This window comes from Nostoc cycadae WK-1, assembly GCF_002897135.1.
Taxonomy (GTDB): Bacteria; Cyanobacteriota; Cyanobacteriia; order Cyanobacteriales; family Nostocaceae; genus Nostoc_B.
The window spans coordinates 409,701-425,673 of record NZ_DF978423.1 but is presented as its reverse complement, the minus strand read 5'-3'; the positions used below and the strand labels follow the sequence as shown (position 1 = coordinate 425,673).

Sequence of the window (15,973 nt, the reverse complement as noted above, 5' to 3'; positions counted from 1 at the left end):
AGTTGAATTTTTAATGCGATTGGCAAATGAACAAATCAACCAGTTACATGGGATGCTGGTTGATTGGTTAGGTGAGTTATTTGCAGATGTCTGTTATTTCTTCTGTTACAGTTAATGTCCCTGCTACAACTGCTAATTTGGGGCCGGGTTTTGATTGCATCGGTGCAGCTTTGACGCTGTGTAACCAGTTTAAGTTTACACGCCTAGATGAAGGTGGTTTAACAATTCATGTCACAGGTGCAGAAGCCGAACGAGTGCAAACTGATGAGAGTAATTTACTTTATCAGGCGTTTTTGAAGTTATATCAATATATAGATCAGACTCCACCGCCTGTGAAAATTGAGATTGTTTTAGGTGTACCACTGGCGCGGGGTTTGGGTAGTTCAGCGACGGCAATTGTTGGTGGTTTGGTGGCGGCGAATCAACTGGCGGGTGAACCTCTATCTCAGGTGCAGGTGATGGAGATTGCGATCGCAATGGAAGGACATCCTGATAATGTAGTTCCAGCATTCATCGGGGGATGTCGTCTGGCGGCAACTAGTGATGTTGGTTGGGAAATTTGTGATGTTCCTTGGCATGAAAGTATTGTCCCAGTCGTGGCAATTCCTAATTTTGAATTGTCCACCTCAGAAGCACGGCGGGTTTTACCTACTGAGTTTAGTCGGGCAGATGCAATTTTTAATACTGCCCATTTAGGTTTATTGTTACGCGGTTTAGAAACGGGTAAGGGAGAATGGTTAAGGGCAGCTTTACAAGACAAGTTGCATCAGCCTTACCGTAAAGCTTTGATTCCTGGTTACGATGCTGTGAATACGGCGGCGGTAGCGGCTGGTGCTTATGGGATGGTGATTAGTGGTGCGGGGCCGACACTTTTAGCTTTAGCGGATGTTGCACATTCCTCAGATGTAGAGTTGGCAATGGCTTCAGCCTGGAAAACCTCTGGTATTGATGCAGTTGTGCGATCGCTTGCTTTAGACACCCAAGGCGCAACAATTTTATGAAGGAGGCAGAAGGCAGGGAGAGAATTTTTAACTCAGCACTCAATACTCAGCATTTTAACTATGGATCAGATTCATTCCGAGATAGCAGAACTCAAGTCTCACATTCAAGTTCTTCAGCAAGAACGCGCTGTTCTGACTCTTAATCATGAGATATCTGGCGATATTACACCTTCAGCAATGATTGAGGCTTATCGCCGCCAAGCCAGAGAAAATGCTCAACTGTCAGTGGAACTCAAAGGTATCGATGATGCGATCGCTGCTTTAACAAACCAGCTACAGCACAAACAAGCCCAATTAACTCGTTGGCAAGTTGAGTCAAAAGAACTCACCATACACCAGCAACTAGAAGAAGCCAAAAAAGTGGCGCAGGTTCACGCCGAACGTGTTAACGAACTAGCAGCTGAATTAGCCAGTGAAATCCGCCAGTTAAAAGCGACTGCTGATTATCTCAGTCCTTTATATTGGCAGGTTTATTACAAGCCCTTTATTACGGGATTCAAGACGATCTCAGTTCCCTATGTCCGTTCTGATGGAGAAGTTTGGACAATTGTCAACCGTATTGTTTAGAGGTTAACCCAAAATCTTTAGGGTAAAATTCCGATTAAACCTATTTTTAATGAAGAAATGTAACGGTGGCAGAAGCTGCCGTTTTTGTTGACGTTACAAAAATTTATACCTAGAATGGACTAGCCATAAAAAAGAATGAGTATTTATTCCTGTTTATGGTCAAAATCACAGAATTGATGAGTATATATTCTCATCAATAACCAAAATTTAATTTTATGGAGATAAATAACGTTTACAAAAGTAACGATTACTTAATATAATGTAATTAAAAGCGAAAACAAAAAACGATTGTCAGAAGTGATGAATGCTATGGAATTTCCTTGGCTAACTGCCATAATTGCTTTGCCCTTGGTGGCTGCCCTAGCCATCCCCATAATTCCAGATAAAGAAGGAAAAACAGTCCGCTGGTATGGTTTAGGAGTTGCGATCGCGGATTTTGCCTTAATGATTTATGCTTTCTGGCATAACTACGATTTCCAAAGCTCAACTTACCAATTCGTCGAAAAATACTCCTGGGTTCCCCAAATCGGTTTAAATTGGTCTGTAGCAGTTGATGGCTTGTCGATGCCCCTCATCTTGTTAACAGGCTTAATCAACACACTCGCAATCTTCGCGGCTTGGAAAGTAACCAACAAGCCGCGATTGTTTTATGGATTGATGTTGGTAATGTATAGCGCTCAGTTGGGTGTGTTTCTAGCCCAAGACTTGCTATTGTTCTTCCTCATGTGGGAAATCGAGCTAGTTCCCGTCTACTTGCTGATTTCTATCTGGGGTGGTGCAAAACGCCGTTATGCTGCTACCAAATTTATTCTCTATACTGCTGCTGCTTCAATATTTATTCTTGTAGCTGGTTTTGCGATGGCATTCTATGGAGATACCGTCACCTTCGACATGGCATCTCTAGGAATGAAACAATATCCTAAAGCCTTGGAATTATTAGTTTACGCTGGTTTATTGATTGCCTTCGGTGTGAAGTTGCCAATCTTCCCCTTGCACACTTGGCTACCTGATGCTCATGGTGAAGCATCTGCACCTGGTTCCATGATTTTGGCTGGTGTGTTGTTGAAAATGGGTGGTTATGCCTTAATTCGCTTCAACATTGAAATGTTGCCTAATGCTCATGTTTACTTCGCTCCAGTTTTAGCAATCTTGGGTGTAGTCAACATTGTTTATGGTGCTTGTTGCGCCTTTGCTCAAACCAACCTCAAACGCCGCTTGGCTTACTCTTCAATTGCCCACATGGGGTTTGTGCTGATTGGTTTAGCTTCCTATACAGAAATTGGTATCAGTGGTGCCATGTTACAGATGGTTTCCCACGGTTTGATTGCTGCTAGTTTATTCTTCCTGTCTGGTGTAACTTACGAACGCACCCACACCTTGATGATGGATAAAATGGGTGGCATTGGTAAGGTAATGCCTAGAACCTTCGCACTGTATACTGCTGGTGCAATGGCTTCTCTCGCTTTACCTGGGATGAGTGGTTTCGTTGGCGAATTGATGGTGTTCCTGGGTATAGCTACCAGTGATGTTTACAGTTCCAGCTTCAAGATTGTAGTTGTGTTACTGTCAGCAGTCGGCGTGATTTTGACACCAATTTACTTACTGTCCATGCTGCGCCAAGTGTTCTACGGCAAACAAAGTGAAGAGTTACATTTAGATGCTGTAGTTGCTGATGTTAAACCTCGTGAATTGTTCATCACTGCTTGTCTGCTACTTCCCATCATCGGTATCGGGTTCTATCCCAAACTAGTAACGCAGACTTATGATGTAAAAACAGTAGAAGTAGCTACTCACGCGCGTCAAGTGCTACCAGTTGTGGCTCGTCAACAGCCCACAAGTCTGTACTCCCAAATTTTTACAGCGCCAACCTTGGCTAATGCTCCAGTTGAAAATTTAGTTAATATTTCAAAGTAAGATTACATCCTTATCAGGGTGCTAAAAATAAATTTTAATTAGAGGGGAATATGGGGGTGATTTGATAATCACCCCTTAAATTTTGGCGAAAAATACTATGCAATTCTCTGCGTCAAAAAATTTAAAACTTTAAATTCCCAGCAGCAACAGCTAAAGCACCCCAACCAGCTATAAAGGCGACACCTCCTAATGGAGTAATTGCGCCTAAATATTTAATACCAGTTAAGCTCAAGGCGTATAAACTGCCTGAGAAAATAGCAATGCCAATAATAAATAGCCATCCACTAGCAATTAAAGTAGTTGGAGGTGATTCGAGACGACTGATGAGGAGAGCAACTACTAAAAGTGCTAGAGCATGATACATTTGGTAGCGAGCGCCTGTTTCAAAAATTAACAGCGATCGCTCACTAATATGCTCTCGCAAAGCATGGGAAGCAAAAGCCCCAGCCGCAACTGACAAACCACCTAAAACGGCAGCTACACTCAAAAAAATCTGCGTCATGAGACTTACTTATCAACAGATTTAGACATCAAAATGATATGATACAGCCCCTTCTTCATTGACTTTAAAATTTGCATTGAATTCTTTAGCTTTTTCGTCTAAAAATTCCCGCGCAATAGATGCTGGTAGTTGTGACTGCATTGCAAAGCCTAAGACGGTAACTCTGCCATGATTTTCTTGTAACATTTGATAGAAAATCGATTGTAAGCGATCGCTTACTTGTTGCTGAAGTATTTTTTGTTCACTTTTACTGCGACGGTATAAAGATAAACTCAACCAACCACCCAAAATCATTGTCGGTACACCAAAAATAAAACTTTGGCTGGCGGTAGTATCCAGCATATAAAGAGCTTCTTTATTCACAAAATCCTTGCCGGAATCTGCATCATCCCCTGATGGAATTGGCTTGAGCATAGTATTTCTCTCACTTACCGCAGAGACAGATAGTGTCAAAAACATGAATCCGAGTGTCAGTAGCCAACCCGCAGCCAATTTTTCAGCAGTCTTCATAACTCGATTTTAAATTGAGGCTTTGCTTGTGATTTTAACCGCACTTTCATCAACGTTCCAGTTTATCAGGGCTTACAGACAAAGATTTTCTGTTGAGACTGGGTATAGGGGGATAAGGAATATCTACACCCTTCCCGAACCCCTTGATTTTTCTTTTTTTGCGTAAGTTTTACACAGATTGAACTTGCAGGCGATCGCGCAAAATTTCTTGAATTAAACTATGTACAGTTTCTTTGCTTAAACTACCATCTACTCGCACAATGCGGGATGGGTGCGCCGCAGCTAACTGGCTATATCCTTGTTGAACACGGTGATGAAAGGCGATGGTTTCTTGTTCAATGCGGTCTAAACCTGCTGCGTCTTTGCGTTTGCGGCTGAGTCCCACTTCAACATCCACATCTAACCAAATAGTCAAATCACTTGTTAAGCCAGATGTCGCAATGTAGTTGAGTTGTTCAATTAAACTCATATTCAAACCCCGACCGTAACCTTGATAAGCAACAGTAGAATCAGTGTAGCGATCGCATAATATATATTTTCCAGCGGCTAAATTGGGTTTGAGTTCTTGTTCAACGTGTTGGGCGCGGTCAGCCGCATATAATAACAGTTCAGTCACATCTGCAACTGGTTTATCTTCAGATTTCTCCAGTAATAAACGCCGTAAATGCGAACCTAACTCCGTTCCCCCTGGTTCACGAGTAACAACTACCGAAATTCCCAAACTTTCTAACCACTGACCACAAAGCTGCATTTGCGTTGTTTTGCCGCAGCCTTCCACCCCTTCAAATACAATTAATTTGCCACTCATGCTGGTTTACTTATGTCCTTTGTCCTGCGTCACTGGTAAGATTTAATTACGAATTTGTATTAGTTATTTTGGCAAGTTTTGGATAACGCCCATAAAAAGAGCAAGATCATTCAACCCCTGAAACAGAATGAATGAACCTTGAATTGCGATCGCAGCATTTTCCCCTCTATATTTAACTAGTTCTTCATCCATACCATCTTCGATTAAAACGGTGGCGATCGCATCAATCCAGGTATGAAACAACGCTTCAGATTTATTGTGCAACTCATCACCCACTGAACTTAGTAAAAAATTGCCGAGCAAAAGGGTTCTTGTCCACTCTCATAAAATTCACTTAGGAGTGCATTATGCCACGCAAGTTTGGAGAAATTGCTTTTACACCTGAAGTTCAAGCCGCGCAGTTACAACGGGGTTCACGGCAAACCTATGAACGCTATATTGCTAATGGCCCTGCTAACGATTCAATTACTCCACAAATTGCGGAATTTATTGCTCATCTTGATGGATTTTATTTGGGAACAGTTAGTTCTAATGGCTATCCTTACATTCAGTTTCGCGGTGGAGCGCCAGGCTTTCTCAGAGTACTGAATGAAAAAACCTTGGGTTTTGCTGACTTTTCTGGAAATTTGCAGTACATTACAGTGGGGAACTTATCAGGTGAAGCAAAAGCATTTCTGTTTTTAATGGATTACCGTCACCGCAAACGTCTCAAAGTTTGGGGAACAGCTGAATATATTGAAGGCGATGCAGCTTTAATTGAGCAACTGCGTATCCCTGACTACCCAGCAGAAATTGAAAGAGTAATTTTGTTTCATGTTGAAGCTGTGAGTGAGAATTGTCCCCAGCACATTCCCATTCGCTATTCAGTGAATGAGGTAGAAGCAATGATGACTCCTTTAAAAGCGCGAATTACGGAGTTAGAGAAATTGTTAAGCGATCGCAATTCTCCATCAGTCTGATAGCAAAAACCAAGCTAAACGCAATTTTAATTTTTTTTGCCAATATGAAAAGCTGAGATATATGAAAGTTGCAGACTCCCACCAAAGTCATTATTTATTAGTTGACTTAATTCAGCAAATAAGGTTTTTTTGGTGTTTGCATCTAATTGTATATATGGTGAATAGGTATTGAGTAGGGTTAAATATTCATCGGTACTATACACTACATCAGAAGTAACTTGCCCAAATTGTATATCTTTAAATTTTCCCGAATCAATAACTATACTCCCGAATCCCTTGAATATTTCTTGTTGAGTTTCCCAACTTTCATAACGGTCAAGAGATGGAGCATGTTTTTGATAAACTTCAGATAATCTTTGGTAAACTGCATAACTAGGTTGTAATTCTTTATTCCAGAATAAAAGTAAATGACCATTATCTTTTAAAATATTTGCAGCCTTGGGATATCCTACTTCTGCTGGTATCCAGTGAAAGGAACTTGCAGCCAAAACAGCATCAAACTGCTCAGGTTGCAAATCCCATTCTTCAAAAGATGAGTTTTGAATTTCCACATTTGGATAAAGTTGACAATTTTGTTTAGCTAACTCAAAAAAATCTGGATTTGGTTCTAAACAGAGCATTGAATAACCTAATTGAGCAAATGAAGTTGTTGCTGTTCCAGGGCCACATCCTACTTCTAAAATTTTGGCATCTGGAGATAATTGAGCAGCCTTAATAACTTGTTCAATAAAATTTTGTGGATAGCGAGGTCTGGCCTTGTTATAAGCTTCTGCTGCTGGAGAATACCAGTTTTTTCGTACTTCCAGGTCTTTATTTGAAAAACTGGCTATTGTTTGTTTGAAGTTTTCCATAGTTTCCACCAATAGTAATAATACAATCAGCAATTTAAATTATTTAGTATAGAATAATCAATTCAACTAATTACTAAAATTTTGCTAAAAAATTCAGTATAGCTTGAGTAACTACTTCTGTTGATTCAATTAAAAAACCATGACCGCCATCTTCAATTACTTGCAGTTCAGCTAAAGGAATATTTTGAGCAAGTTTTTGAGAAAATGTTACAGGAGTGAGTATATCTTGTTTACCGACCATGACTAGAGTTGGACAATGAATATTTTGCATTCTATCGGTTGTGTCATGGTTAATGATTGCTCGGCTTTGATGGTATATTCCATGTGCTGTAGGCGTAAAAGGATAGTTAATTACCCATTCAATTAGTTGGTCTACCATTTCTGGTATAGCATAAAAATTATCAGTAAATATCCAAGGCAATATGAGTTTTTCATATAGTTTTAAGTCTATTTTTGTAGCAACATCACCCCAGCTTTCAACTAGTTGATTAAATCGCTCATTACCTTTAGCTAAAGAAGCAAGTAAAACTAAACTCTTGATTTTTTCAGGATACAACAATGCTAATTCTTGAGCTATTTGACCACCCATTGAATGACCTATGATGTGTGCTTGCTTTATACCCAGAACATCCAGTAGTGCTGAGGTATCTGTTGCCATTTGCTGAGTGCTATAAGGGCTGTTGGGAATAGAACTTTGCCCAATACCTCGATTATCAAAACGAATAACTTGATAGTGCGAAACTAAGTGTGGTAATAATAGCGACCAATAAGAGCGATCGCACATAAAACCAGCAATCAATAACAAAGGTTCGCCACTACCTTTAACTTCGTAAAATATGTCAATTTCGTTAACGTGAACTTTGGGCATTACTAATTCATCATAATCTGGTTTACAGCAGCTTCAAAAACTTGAAATCTGCTTTAAGTTATTTTCCCAGATAATTACATCTCATGAAATTGCAAAATTTCTAATCTTCACGAATTTACACGCATTAACCCAAAAAATGTATAAGATTTAGCATCAAATTAAAACACGTACTTTTCCTCAACTTTTTTTAGTTTTAAAAATCCTCAATCTTAAATTCATGAACCTTCCGCAGAAATCATGAAAACTGGGAATTGCGAGATTTTACGGAAGACTTACCTAGAAACAACAGGATAGGTTAAGTGAAAAGAAGTAAGTAATATCAACAACTTAAAACTCAGCTTTCAGCCCAGGTAAATCAGATTGTGCAGAATACAAAAACTACAGATCAATAAATAGCTCGACTAAGTTTTGCTTACTAATTTTCCCAGTTTATTAATCAAAAAGGAGGTAATAGTGATCAAAGCTGTTGAATATTCCACCCTCAAACCTTACCTGGCATCTAACATTAATGCTGACTTAGATGCACAAAGCATTTTAACTTATCCCATCTCCCAAAAAACCTTAGCAATTGAAGCTAATAGCTATTATTTTGGGCATCCAGAATGGGCAAAAAACTACTTTGAAGCTTGTCATCGTAACGATATATTTAAGTCTCGCTGGCAAGCAGCTACAGGTAGTTGGGATAACAAAATTGTGGTAGACATCGGTTGTGGCCCTGGTAATCTCTTTGCCACACTGGGTGGAAAGCCGAAATTACTAATTGGTGTAGATGTGAGTTATGGCGGGCTGGAAATGGCGCAAAGTCTTGGCTATACACCTGTATTAGCAGATGCTCACAATCTTCCTTTTATTTCTGGTTTTGCTGATATTGTGGCGGTAAATGCCACATTACATCATTGTGATCAAATGGATGTAGTTTTAGCAGAAGCAGCACGTTTAGTTCGTCCTGGTGGGATATTAATCACAGATCACGACCCTCATCGCAGTGCTTGGAATTTCCAAGGGTTAGGGATGTGGTTATGGCAGTTGCGTCTGGGACTTTATCGGCTAATTAAACGAGGTGGACACGCTTCAGTCGCAGAACAAAGCTGGGGATTAGCAACTGAGGTTCATCATCGACCGGGAGATGGAGTCACATCAGAACTTTTTCACACTATTCTGGAGCCACTCGGTTTTAGTGTGAAAACTTATCCTCACAACCATCAGCTTGGTACAGAAACTTTTCAGGGAAATTATGGCCAGTCTGAATTGAAGTATCGCTTTGCTCAATTATTGTCAGGGATTAATCCTAATTCATCACAAGCAGCCCTATCGTTGATGTGTGTTGCGACGCGACATACTGAGTTGAAATACTCATCCCTAGTCTTTAACCTCTAGCCGCTTCTTCCTGTTTGCCTTTTTTAAATAACCAAGTTGCGAGTATGGCAAGGGCAATTCCGGCAATTATAAAACAAGGTACATAGCCAAAATTATCTACCACTCTCCCAAAGACTGCTGCACCAATTCCCTGACCAATAAATAAGTTAAAAGCAAATAACGAGACTGCTGTACCTCGCGCTTCTGGTGTTAGTTCGGTGGCTTGGGTTTGCAGGGTGCTGTGCATCATATAAAAAGCCAATCCCATTAGGGTGCTAAAGGGAATAAATAATAACCAATTGTGCAGTAATGCGATCGCTAAAAAGCAAACGCACATTAACCAGCCACCAACTCCCATCAGTCCAATTTCACCTAGCCGCTGCACTAACCACTTAACGCTGCGGCTATAAATTAATCCACCCAAACCAAAACTACTTAACATAAACCCAATGGTTACATAAGGTAAGCCGTATCTATCGCGGAGAAATGCACCAATGTAGGCAAATGCGCCCATCAAGCAAAAGCCTTCAATAAATACCGCGATAATCACCGTTCGGGCAGTTGGTTGAGTTAGTAATTGGTAATATGGCTTAAATGTTGCCAGACTGAATCGCTCTGTAGAACGATTTCCATCTTTAAAATGACGCGTTCCCCGCCATAGTAAACCAGCGATCGCTAAAGAAACAATCCCGAATAATAAAAAGATATCGCGCCAGCTAATATACTCGCCAAATATCCCTCCCAAACTACCGCCCAGAATTTGACCTAGTACCAGCGCACTTAAATATTTACCAATGGCGGCTTGACGTTCTGTATATGGGAAATTGTCACCGATATAAGCTAATGTTACAGGAATAATCCCGGCGGCAAACATTCCTGTAAGAAACCGCAGTAAGGTAAGTAAGGCAATATTCGAGACAAACGCACAAAGGGTTGTACCTACGGCAAAGGCTGTTAAGGCGGCGGTAATGACTTTTAATTTACCGATGCGATCGCCCAACGGGCCGTAAACTAACTGAAATAATCCATAGGGAATTGTATAGGCTGAGACAATTACTGCTGCACTACCAACACCAACATGAAATTCGTTAGCAATAATATGCAGTAATGGATCAATCACCCGCACATCGGCAATCACCATAAAAGCAGCCGCACCCAACAGTCCTAAAGAGACAGGTGTCTTACCTGTTTGCCCTATTGCTAACCTACCCACTTAGTTCTCCTGTGTAAAAAGTGCTGAGTAAAGTGAGTTAGATAAACCTCTCCACACCTCTACCCGAATCGAGAAGAGGTGTGGAGAGGGGTCTTTCAATCCTTCGCACTTACATTAAAGTTGTATTCAAAACTACTCAGCGATTTCATAAAGATTTAATGTGTAACTGTATTTGCTGATTGGTTAAACAACAAATTTCGAGATTTTTCCACATCTAAAGCTTGATTTTTGAATGCTTCGGCTTTCTCGTAAGCCCTAATTGTTGCAGGACGAGCTTTAATTGCTTCAAACCAGCGCTGAATATTGGGAAAATCTTCTAATTTTTGACCTTGGCGTTCATAAGGCACAATCCAAGGATAAGCAGCGATATCTGCAATAGAATAATCACCAGCAATGAATTCTCTATCTGTCAGTTGCTTATTTAGCACTGCATATAAGCGCCCCGTTTCGTTGACATAGCGGTTAATTGCATATTCAATTTTTTCAGGAGCGTAGGTGCTAAAGTGGTGATTCTGTCCCGCCATTGGCCCCAAACCCCCCATTTGCCAAAACAACCATTGCAGTACTTCTACCCGTTTTCTGAGTTCAGCAGGAATTAATTTCCCGGTTTTTTCGGCTAAATACAACAAAATTGCTCCAGATTCAAAAACTGAGACTGGCGCACCTCCACCTGCTGGTTCATGGTCAACGATCGCCGGGATACGATTATTTGGAGAAATCTTGAGAAAGTCTGGTTGAAACTGCTCTCCTGCGCCAATATTAATAGGCACAATTTTGTAAGGTAATTCAGCCTCTTCCAGAAACATCGTGATTTTATGACCGTTGGGCGTTGTCCAATAGTAAAGCTTAATCATGATTTGATTCCCCTGGGTTATTGGTCATTGGTGCAATATGCAACTTTCTTTCAAACCTAACCCCCAACCCCTTCCCTACCAGGGAAGGGGAGTAAGATTCAAAGCCTCTCTCCGTTTCGGGGAGCCAGCGCCGTGGTGAGGCAGTGCGTTGGGCGGCTTTGCCGACTTGAAGCAACTGCCGAAAGGGTTTCCCGACTTGAGGCGACTGGCGTGAGAGGTTTGGAGAGGGGTTTTAAGAATAAGTTGCACATCGTATGAAATCAGAAATATGGAATTTCATACTTCATACTTTTTCTAACCTTGATATGGATTACCGACTTTATCTACAAATACGTTGTAAGAAAATGGTAAGCGGCCGGGATTTAAGCGTGGTTCGGCGGCATAACCTACAGGAACGATAACAGCGATCGCTAAATTTGGATCATCTGTTGCACCAATTACTTCTTTAACTTTGTCTTCAATCCAGCCATTCATAAAGCAGGTGGATAACCCCAAGCTTTCGGCTGCTAATACTAAATGGGTAGAAGCAATAATGGCATCTTTGATGGCATATTCCCGGCGTTTGTCTCCTAAACCAGCTTGGAATTGGGGAATGGAATTTCTAAAGTAGTTGACTGTACCTTCATTCCAAGCGCCAGTTTGCAATCCCTGGTCTAAAATTGGAGTCAAATCTTTTTCACCAGCTGTAAAATCAGCTGCGAATACAAAAGTTACCGGTGCTTCGATAACTTGCTTTTGATTCCAGGAGGCTGCGGCTAAGGCTGCTTTTTGTGCCTCATCTTGAATCAGAATAATCCGCCAGTCTTGGATGTTAAAGCTGCTGGGTGCTGCTACAGTTAACTCTACTAGTTGTTTGAGTAATTCTGGCTCGATGGGGTCTGTTTTAAAAGTTTTGATAGAACGACGCTGAAGAATAGCGGTAGGTACATCAAGAGCTTTTGTTTGAGTAATTGGATTCATGAGATTTCCCCTGAAAGGTAGGTTACAGGCATTATATATTTGGCTACCTGTTGACTAGCAGATTTAACTATTGATAAATATTTGGCTATTCGATGTGAACACTTATCGTTTAGAGAAAGCAGGAGTAGGACATCGGTAAATAATAAAACTGAGATAGCAAAAGACTTGTCACTTTATCACCTGTCACCTATTACCTGTCCCCTGTTATCTAACTCAGCACTAAATAATCGAGCGAATCACGCCGCCATCAACCCGCACAGCCGCACCATTAGTTGCAGAAGCGAGAGGACTGGAAAGATAAGCGACAAGTGTGGCGACTTCTTCGTTAGTTGCAAAGCGTTGGATAAGAGAACTTGGACGGACTTTTTGAAAAAATTCCGCCTCAACTTCGCTGGCGCTGATTCCCTTTTCTTTTCCCATCTGGGTGATAAATTCTTCAACGCCTTCGGAACGGGTTGGCCCTGGTAAGACAGAGTTGACTGTAACTGCTGTACCGACAGTCATTTCTGCTAAACCGCGTGCTAGGGAAATTTGAGCAGTTTTCGTCACACCGTAGTGAATCATTTCTACGGGGATTTGAAAACCTGATTCACTGGAGATAAAAATTACTCGTCCCCAGTTTTGCTCTAGCATCTTTTGTAGATATTTGCGACTCAAACGAACTCCGCTGAGTAGGTTCACTTCCAATATATGCAGCCAATCTTCGTCAGTAATCTCGAAAAATCCTTTCGGCTCGTAGATTCCCAGATTGTTGATGAGAATATCAACTTGCGGAACCTGGGTAACAATTTGCTCAATGCCTGCTTTGGTCGCTAAATCAGCAACAATTCCAGTAACTTTCGCGTCAGGATTGGTACGTTTGATTTTATCAACTGCTTGGGTAACTCGTTGTTCTGTGCGACCATTGACAATTACTGATGCACCTTCTTGCGCTAAAGTTTGGGCAATCGCCAAACCAATACCTGTGGTCGAACCACTAATTAAGGCCGATTTATTTTCTAATTTCAAGTCCATATCTTTTCTCAAATGATTTAGGACTGCTATATAGCCAAGAGCATTCAAATGAGGACAGAAACAGTAATGTGTTTACCTTCTGCCTCCTGCCTGAGTTTAGTATAATTTTCAACTAGCTTGTTTAAGCTTCTGGGTGAGCAAATGCCCACCCATAGCTATTACTGCTGTGAAATATGCTGTGCTAAAGTCTTAGTTAATGTAGATTTTGGCACTGCACCGACAACCGTATCCACTTGTCGCCCACCCTTAAATATCATAAGTGTAGGTATAGTGCGAATTCCGTAATGGCTGGCGACAGTGGGATTTTGATCTGTGTTCACCTTCACTACTTTTACCTGTCCTTCGTATTCGGTGGCAACTTCATCAACAACTGGCCCGACCATTCGACAAGGGCCGCACCAAGGGGCCCAAAAATCTACTAAAACTGGTACCTCACTGTCTAAAACTTCTGGCTTGAAAGTGGCTTCTGTGACATTTGTAACAGATGACATAGTTGCCTTCCTGTTTTAATTCGTTTATTCGATTTTATCGAATAATTAAAATATACGCTAGTTCAAGAGATAATACAAGTATGAGATTTTTATATCACCCAGACAAAAAAGATATATCACTATCAGCGGTATTGTATGCGTTAGGCGACCCAGTGCGGCTAGAGATTGTGCGGTTGTTAGCAACCAAAGGGGAGCAATGCTGTGCCGATTTTGATTTTGCGATCGCCAAGTCTACCATGTCCAACCACTTCAAGATTCTCAGAGAGTCGGGTGTAGTCTTGACTCATAAAGAAGGAACCCAGCACATCAATCAATTGCGGCGCGAAGATTTACAAATGCTATTTCCTGGTTTATTAGAAGCAGTATTGCGATCGGCTCAACCATTGTTTTTGTGTCAAAAGTCAATGGTTAATAGTCAATAGTCAATGGTCAATGGTCAACAGTCATTGGCGTTTCTCCCCTGCACCCTGCCCTGTTTCCCCTTCCTCCTCAGCCTATGTCATCATAGTTAAGGTGAACACATTCTGGAGATAAGACCACGGTTTACGCACGCCCTTTAGCACGGTTAATCGAACAGTTGCAACGTCTGCCAGGAGTAGGCCCCAAATCAGCCCAGCGACTGGCTTTGCACATTTTGAAGCGACCAGAAGCAGAAGTAGAGGCTCTGGCGCAAGCGTTGGTTGACGCAAAAAAACAAATAGGCTTGTGTTCAGTCTGTTTTCACTTATCTGCGGAGCCAGTTTGTGAAATCTGTCGAAATCCTAACCGCGACAATCAAACTATTTGCGTCGTAGCTGATTCACGGGATGTGATTGCGCTGGAAAAAACCCGCGAATATAAAGGTAAGTATCACGTTTTAGGTGGAGTGATTTCCCCAATGGATGGAATCGGCCCAGAACAGTTGAATCTCCAACCTTTGGTGCGGCGGGTAGGCCAGCAAAAACCCCAGGAAGTGATTTTAGCAATCAGTCCGAGTATAGAAGGAGAAACCACCACACTATATATTGGTCAATTACTGAAACCTTTTACGAAGGTGACAAGGATTGCCTTTGGTTTACCGGTGGGTGGAGATTTAGAATACGCCGACGAAGTAACTTTGGCCAGAGCCTTAGAAGGGCGGCGAGAGTTGGATTAATAATTCGGCTCAGATTGAAACTTCATTTGACTCAGGACTTATGCAACTGGCACAACTATTTTCTGGTACAAGAGTCAATAGTCAAAGGTTAATGGTCAAAAATCAAGGTTTTTTCGGACTATTGACCATTGACAGCCTAAACGACAAAAATCTGACACTTGCGTAAGTGTTATGACTATTGACTATTACCTAAAAGTTGATTCCAGGCTTTAACTACTCGTTGTAACTTTGTGGGTAGGTTATTTTGTGAAATATCGTTATATTGCACTGTACCCACTCTGCTGCTAAGAGTGTAAGTAATATAATCAGCTGCGCCAGTGGGTGCTGGATAATTCACATTTCTAAATTCTCCTCTGGTGCGTTGTAGCAATTTTTCAAATTGTTGCACTTGTTGGCGAGAAATACGGCGTACACTGCGTTCGGAATCGTTAGCGTCACCAACACGTACTCGAATCAAAGTCCCATCATTACGTAATACAGTTTCGTAGGTTCTAGCCGCAAAACCACCGCTAGAGATTTGACGGAATACTACACCTTGATCTAAAGGTGGTGGTAATTCACTCTGCGGGATAGGTACAAGCTTAGAGGTATCATCTGTCGCTTGGTTGTTGTTAATTTCACTCCAAGCTTTAATGACTAGTTGTAAATTTTGCGGTAGGTTATTTTGGGCAATATCGTTGTATTGCGCTGTACCCTGACGGCTGGTGAGAGTGTAAGTAATATAATCGGCTGCGCCAGTGGGTGCTGGATAATTCACATTTCTAAATTCTCCTCTGGTGCGTTGTAGCAATTGTTCAAATTGTTGCACTTGTTGGCGAGAAACACGGCGCACACTGCGTTCCGAATCGTTAGCATCACCAATGCGTACACGAATCAAACTCCCGTCATTGAGTAAGACTGTTTGGTAAGTTCTCCCAGCAAAACCACCGCTAGAGATTTGGCGGAATACTACACCTTGATCTAAAGGTGG

At 41.4% G+C, this 15,973-nt stretch carries 18 protein-coding genes and 1 pseudogene; 7 read left to right on the top strand and 12 right to left on the bottom strand.

The window, feature by feature from the left end; all coding sequences use genetic code 11:
- Positions 1-86 precede the first annotated feature (86 nt).
- The 3 genes from thrB (at position 87) to NCWK1_RS06075 (ending at position 3,482) form a co-directional block, all read left to right on the top strand.
- The gene (gene thrB / locus NCWK1_RS06085; RefSeq protein WP_103124088.1) at positions 87-1,001 is read left to right on the top strand and encodes a homoserine kinase; all 915 of its coding nucleotides are present in this window, start codon (positions 87-89) and stop codon (positions 999-1,001) included.
- Positions 1,002-1,061: 60 nt separating this feature from the next.
- Positions 1,062-1,568, top strand: coding sequence for a hypothetical protein (locus tag NCWK1_RS06080; protein ID WP_103124087.1), 507 nt, complete (start codon positions 1,062-1,064; stop codon positions 1,566-1,568).
- Positions 1,569-1,868: 300 nt separating this feature from the next.
- Positions 1,869-3,482 (top strand): NAD(P)H-quinone oxidoreductase subunit 4, encoded by a 1,614-nt coding sequence (locus NCWK1_RS06075; protein WP_103124086.1) that lies wholly within the window; start codon positions 1,869-1,871, stop codon positions 3,480-3,482.
- 121 nt (positions 3,483-3,603) lie between these two features.
- Here NCWK1_RS06075 and NCWK1_RS06070 read toward each other — a convergent pair whose 3' ends face one another.
- The 4 genes from NCWK1_RS06070 to NCWK1_RS06055 form a co-directional block, all read right to left on the bottom strand.
- Positions 3,604-3,984, bottom strand: coding sequence for a DUF423 domain-containing protein (locus tag NCWK1_RS06070; protein ID WP_096581162.1), 381 nt, complete (start codon positions 3,982-3,984; stop codon positions 3,604-3,606).
- Between the two features lie 21 nt (positions 3,985-4,005).
- Positions 4,006-4,494, bottom strand: a complete 489-nt coding sequence (locus NCWK1_RS06065; protein ID WP_103124085.1) for a hypothetical protein — start codon at positions 4,492-4,494, stop codon at positions 4,006-4,008.
- Between the two features lie 169 nt (positions 4,495-4,663).
- Complete coding sequence (gene tmk / locus NCWK1_RS06060) at positions 4,664-5,302, bottom strand: dTMP kinase (RefSeq protein WP_103124084.1); 639 nt, start codon at positions 5,300-5,302, stop codon at positions 4,664-4,666.
- Between the two features lie 63 nt (positions 5,303-5,365).
- On the bottom strand, positions 5,366-5,605 hold the full coding sequence (locus NCWK1_RS06055) for a hypothetical protein (RefSeq protein ID WP_146033951.1): 240 nt from the start codon (positions 5,603-5,605) through the stop codon (positions 5,366-5,368).
- A 44-nt stretch (positions 5,606-5,649) separates the two neighbouring features.
- Between NCWK1_RS06055 and NCWK1_RS06050 the strand changes: the two genes are divergently transcribed.
- Positions 5,650-6,261 (top strand): pyridoxamine 5'-phosphate oxidase family protein, encoded by a 612-nt coding sequence (locus tag NCWK1_RS06050; RefSeq protein ID WP_103124082.1) that lies wholly within the window; start codon positions 5,650-5,652, stop codon positions 6,259-6,261.
- A 26-nt stretch (positions 6,262-6,287) separates the two neighbouring features.
- Here the strand turns inward: NCWK1_RS06050 and NCWK1_RS06045 are convergent, their stop codons facing one another.
- On the bottom strand, positions 6,288-7,112 hold the full coding sequence (locus tag NCWK1_RS06045) for a class I SAM-dependent methyltransferase (protein ID WP_103124081.1): 825 nt from the start codon (positions 7,110-7,112) through the stop codon (positions 6,288-6,290).
- A 73-nt stretch (positions 7,113-7,185) separates the two neighbouring features.
- Positions 7,186-7,980, bottom strand: a complete 795-nt coding sequence (locus NCWK1_RS06040) for an alpha/beta fold hydrolase (RefSeq protein ID WP_103124080.1) — start codon at positions 7,978-7,980, stop codon at positions 7,186-7,188.
- 453 nt (positions 7,981-8,433) lie between these two features.
- Here NCWK1_RS06040 and NCWK1_RS06035 point away from each other — a divergent pair, with 453 nt between their 5' ends.
- Positions 8,434-9,357, top strand: coding sequence for a class I SAM-dependent methyltransferase (locus tag NCWK1_RS06035; protein WP_245894837.1), 924 nt, complete (start codon positions 8,434-8,436; stop codon positions 9,355-9,357).
- Here NCWK1_RS06035 and NCWK1_RS06030 read toward each other — a convergent pair.
- From NCWK1_RS06030 to trxA, 5 genes are all read right to left on the bottom strand, one after another.
- The gene (locus tag NCWK1_RS06030) at positions 9,347-10,549 is read right to left on the bottom strand and encodes an MFS transporter (RefSeq protein WP_103124079.1); all 1,203 of its coding nucleotides are present in this window, start codon (positions 10,547-10,549) and stop codon (positions 9,347-9,349) included. The two genes, NCWK1_RS06035 and NCWK1_RS06030, sit on opposite strands and share 11 nt — an antisense overlap.
- Before the next feature lie 155 nt (positions 10,550-10,704).
- Positions 10,705-11,403: a glutathione binding-like protein gene (locus NCWK1_RS06025; protein WP_103124078.1), complete on the bottom strand. Its 699-nt coding sequence runs from the start codon at positions 11,401-11,403 to the stop codon at positions 10,705-10,707.
- Between the two features lie 294 nt (positions 11,404-11,697).
- Positions 11,698-12,363 (bottom strand): nitroreductase family protein, encoded by a 666-nt coding sequence (locus tag NCWK1_RS06020; protein WP_096581142.1) that lies wholly within the window; start codon positions 12,361-12,363, stop codon positions 11,698-11,700.
- A gap of 219 nt (positions 12,364-12,582) precedes the next feature.
- Entirely contained in the window at positions 12,583-13,377 is a 795-nt protein-coding gene (locus NCWK1_RS06015) for an SDR family NAD(P)-dependent oxidoreductase (protein WP_103124077.1), read from the bottom strand.
- 158 nt (positions 13,378-13,535) lie between these two features.
- Positions 13,536-13,868, bottom strand: a complete 333-nt coding sequence (gene trxA, locus NCWK1_RS06010; protein ID WP_096581138.1) for a thioredoxin — start codon at positions 13,866-13,868, stop codon at positions 13,536-13,538.
- Between the two features lie 80 nt (positions 13,869-13,948).
- Here trxA and NCWK1_RS06005 point away from each other — a divergent pair, with 80 nt between their 5' ends.
- Both NCWK1_RS06005 and recR read left to right on the top strand, forming a co-directional pair.
- Entirely contained in the window at positions 13,949-14,290 is a 342-nt protein-coding gene (locus tag NCWK1_RS06005; RefSeq protein WP_103124076.1) for an ArsR/SmtB family transcription factor, read from the top strand.
- A 155-nt stretch (positions 14,291-14,445) separates the two neighbouring features.
- Entirely contained in the window at positions 14,446-15,003 is a 558-nt protein-coding gene (recR, locus tag NCWK1_RS06000; protein WP_245894836.1) for a recombination mediator RecR, read from the top strand.
- A gap of 175 nt (positions 15,004-15,178) precedes the next feature.
- Here the strand turns inward: recR and NCWK1_RS30045 are convergent.
- Positions 15,179-15,973, bottom strand: a pseudogene (locus NCWK1_RS30045) (hypothetical protein); the annotation flags it as partial.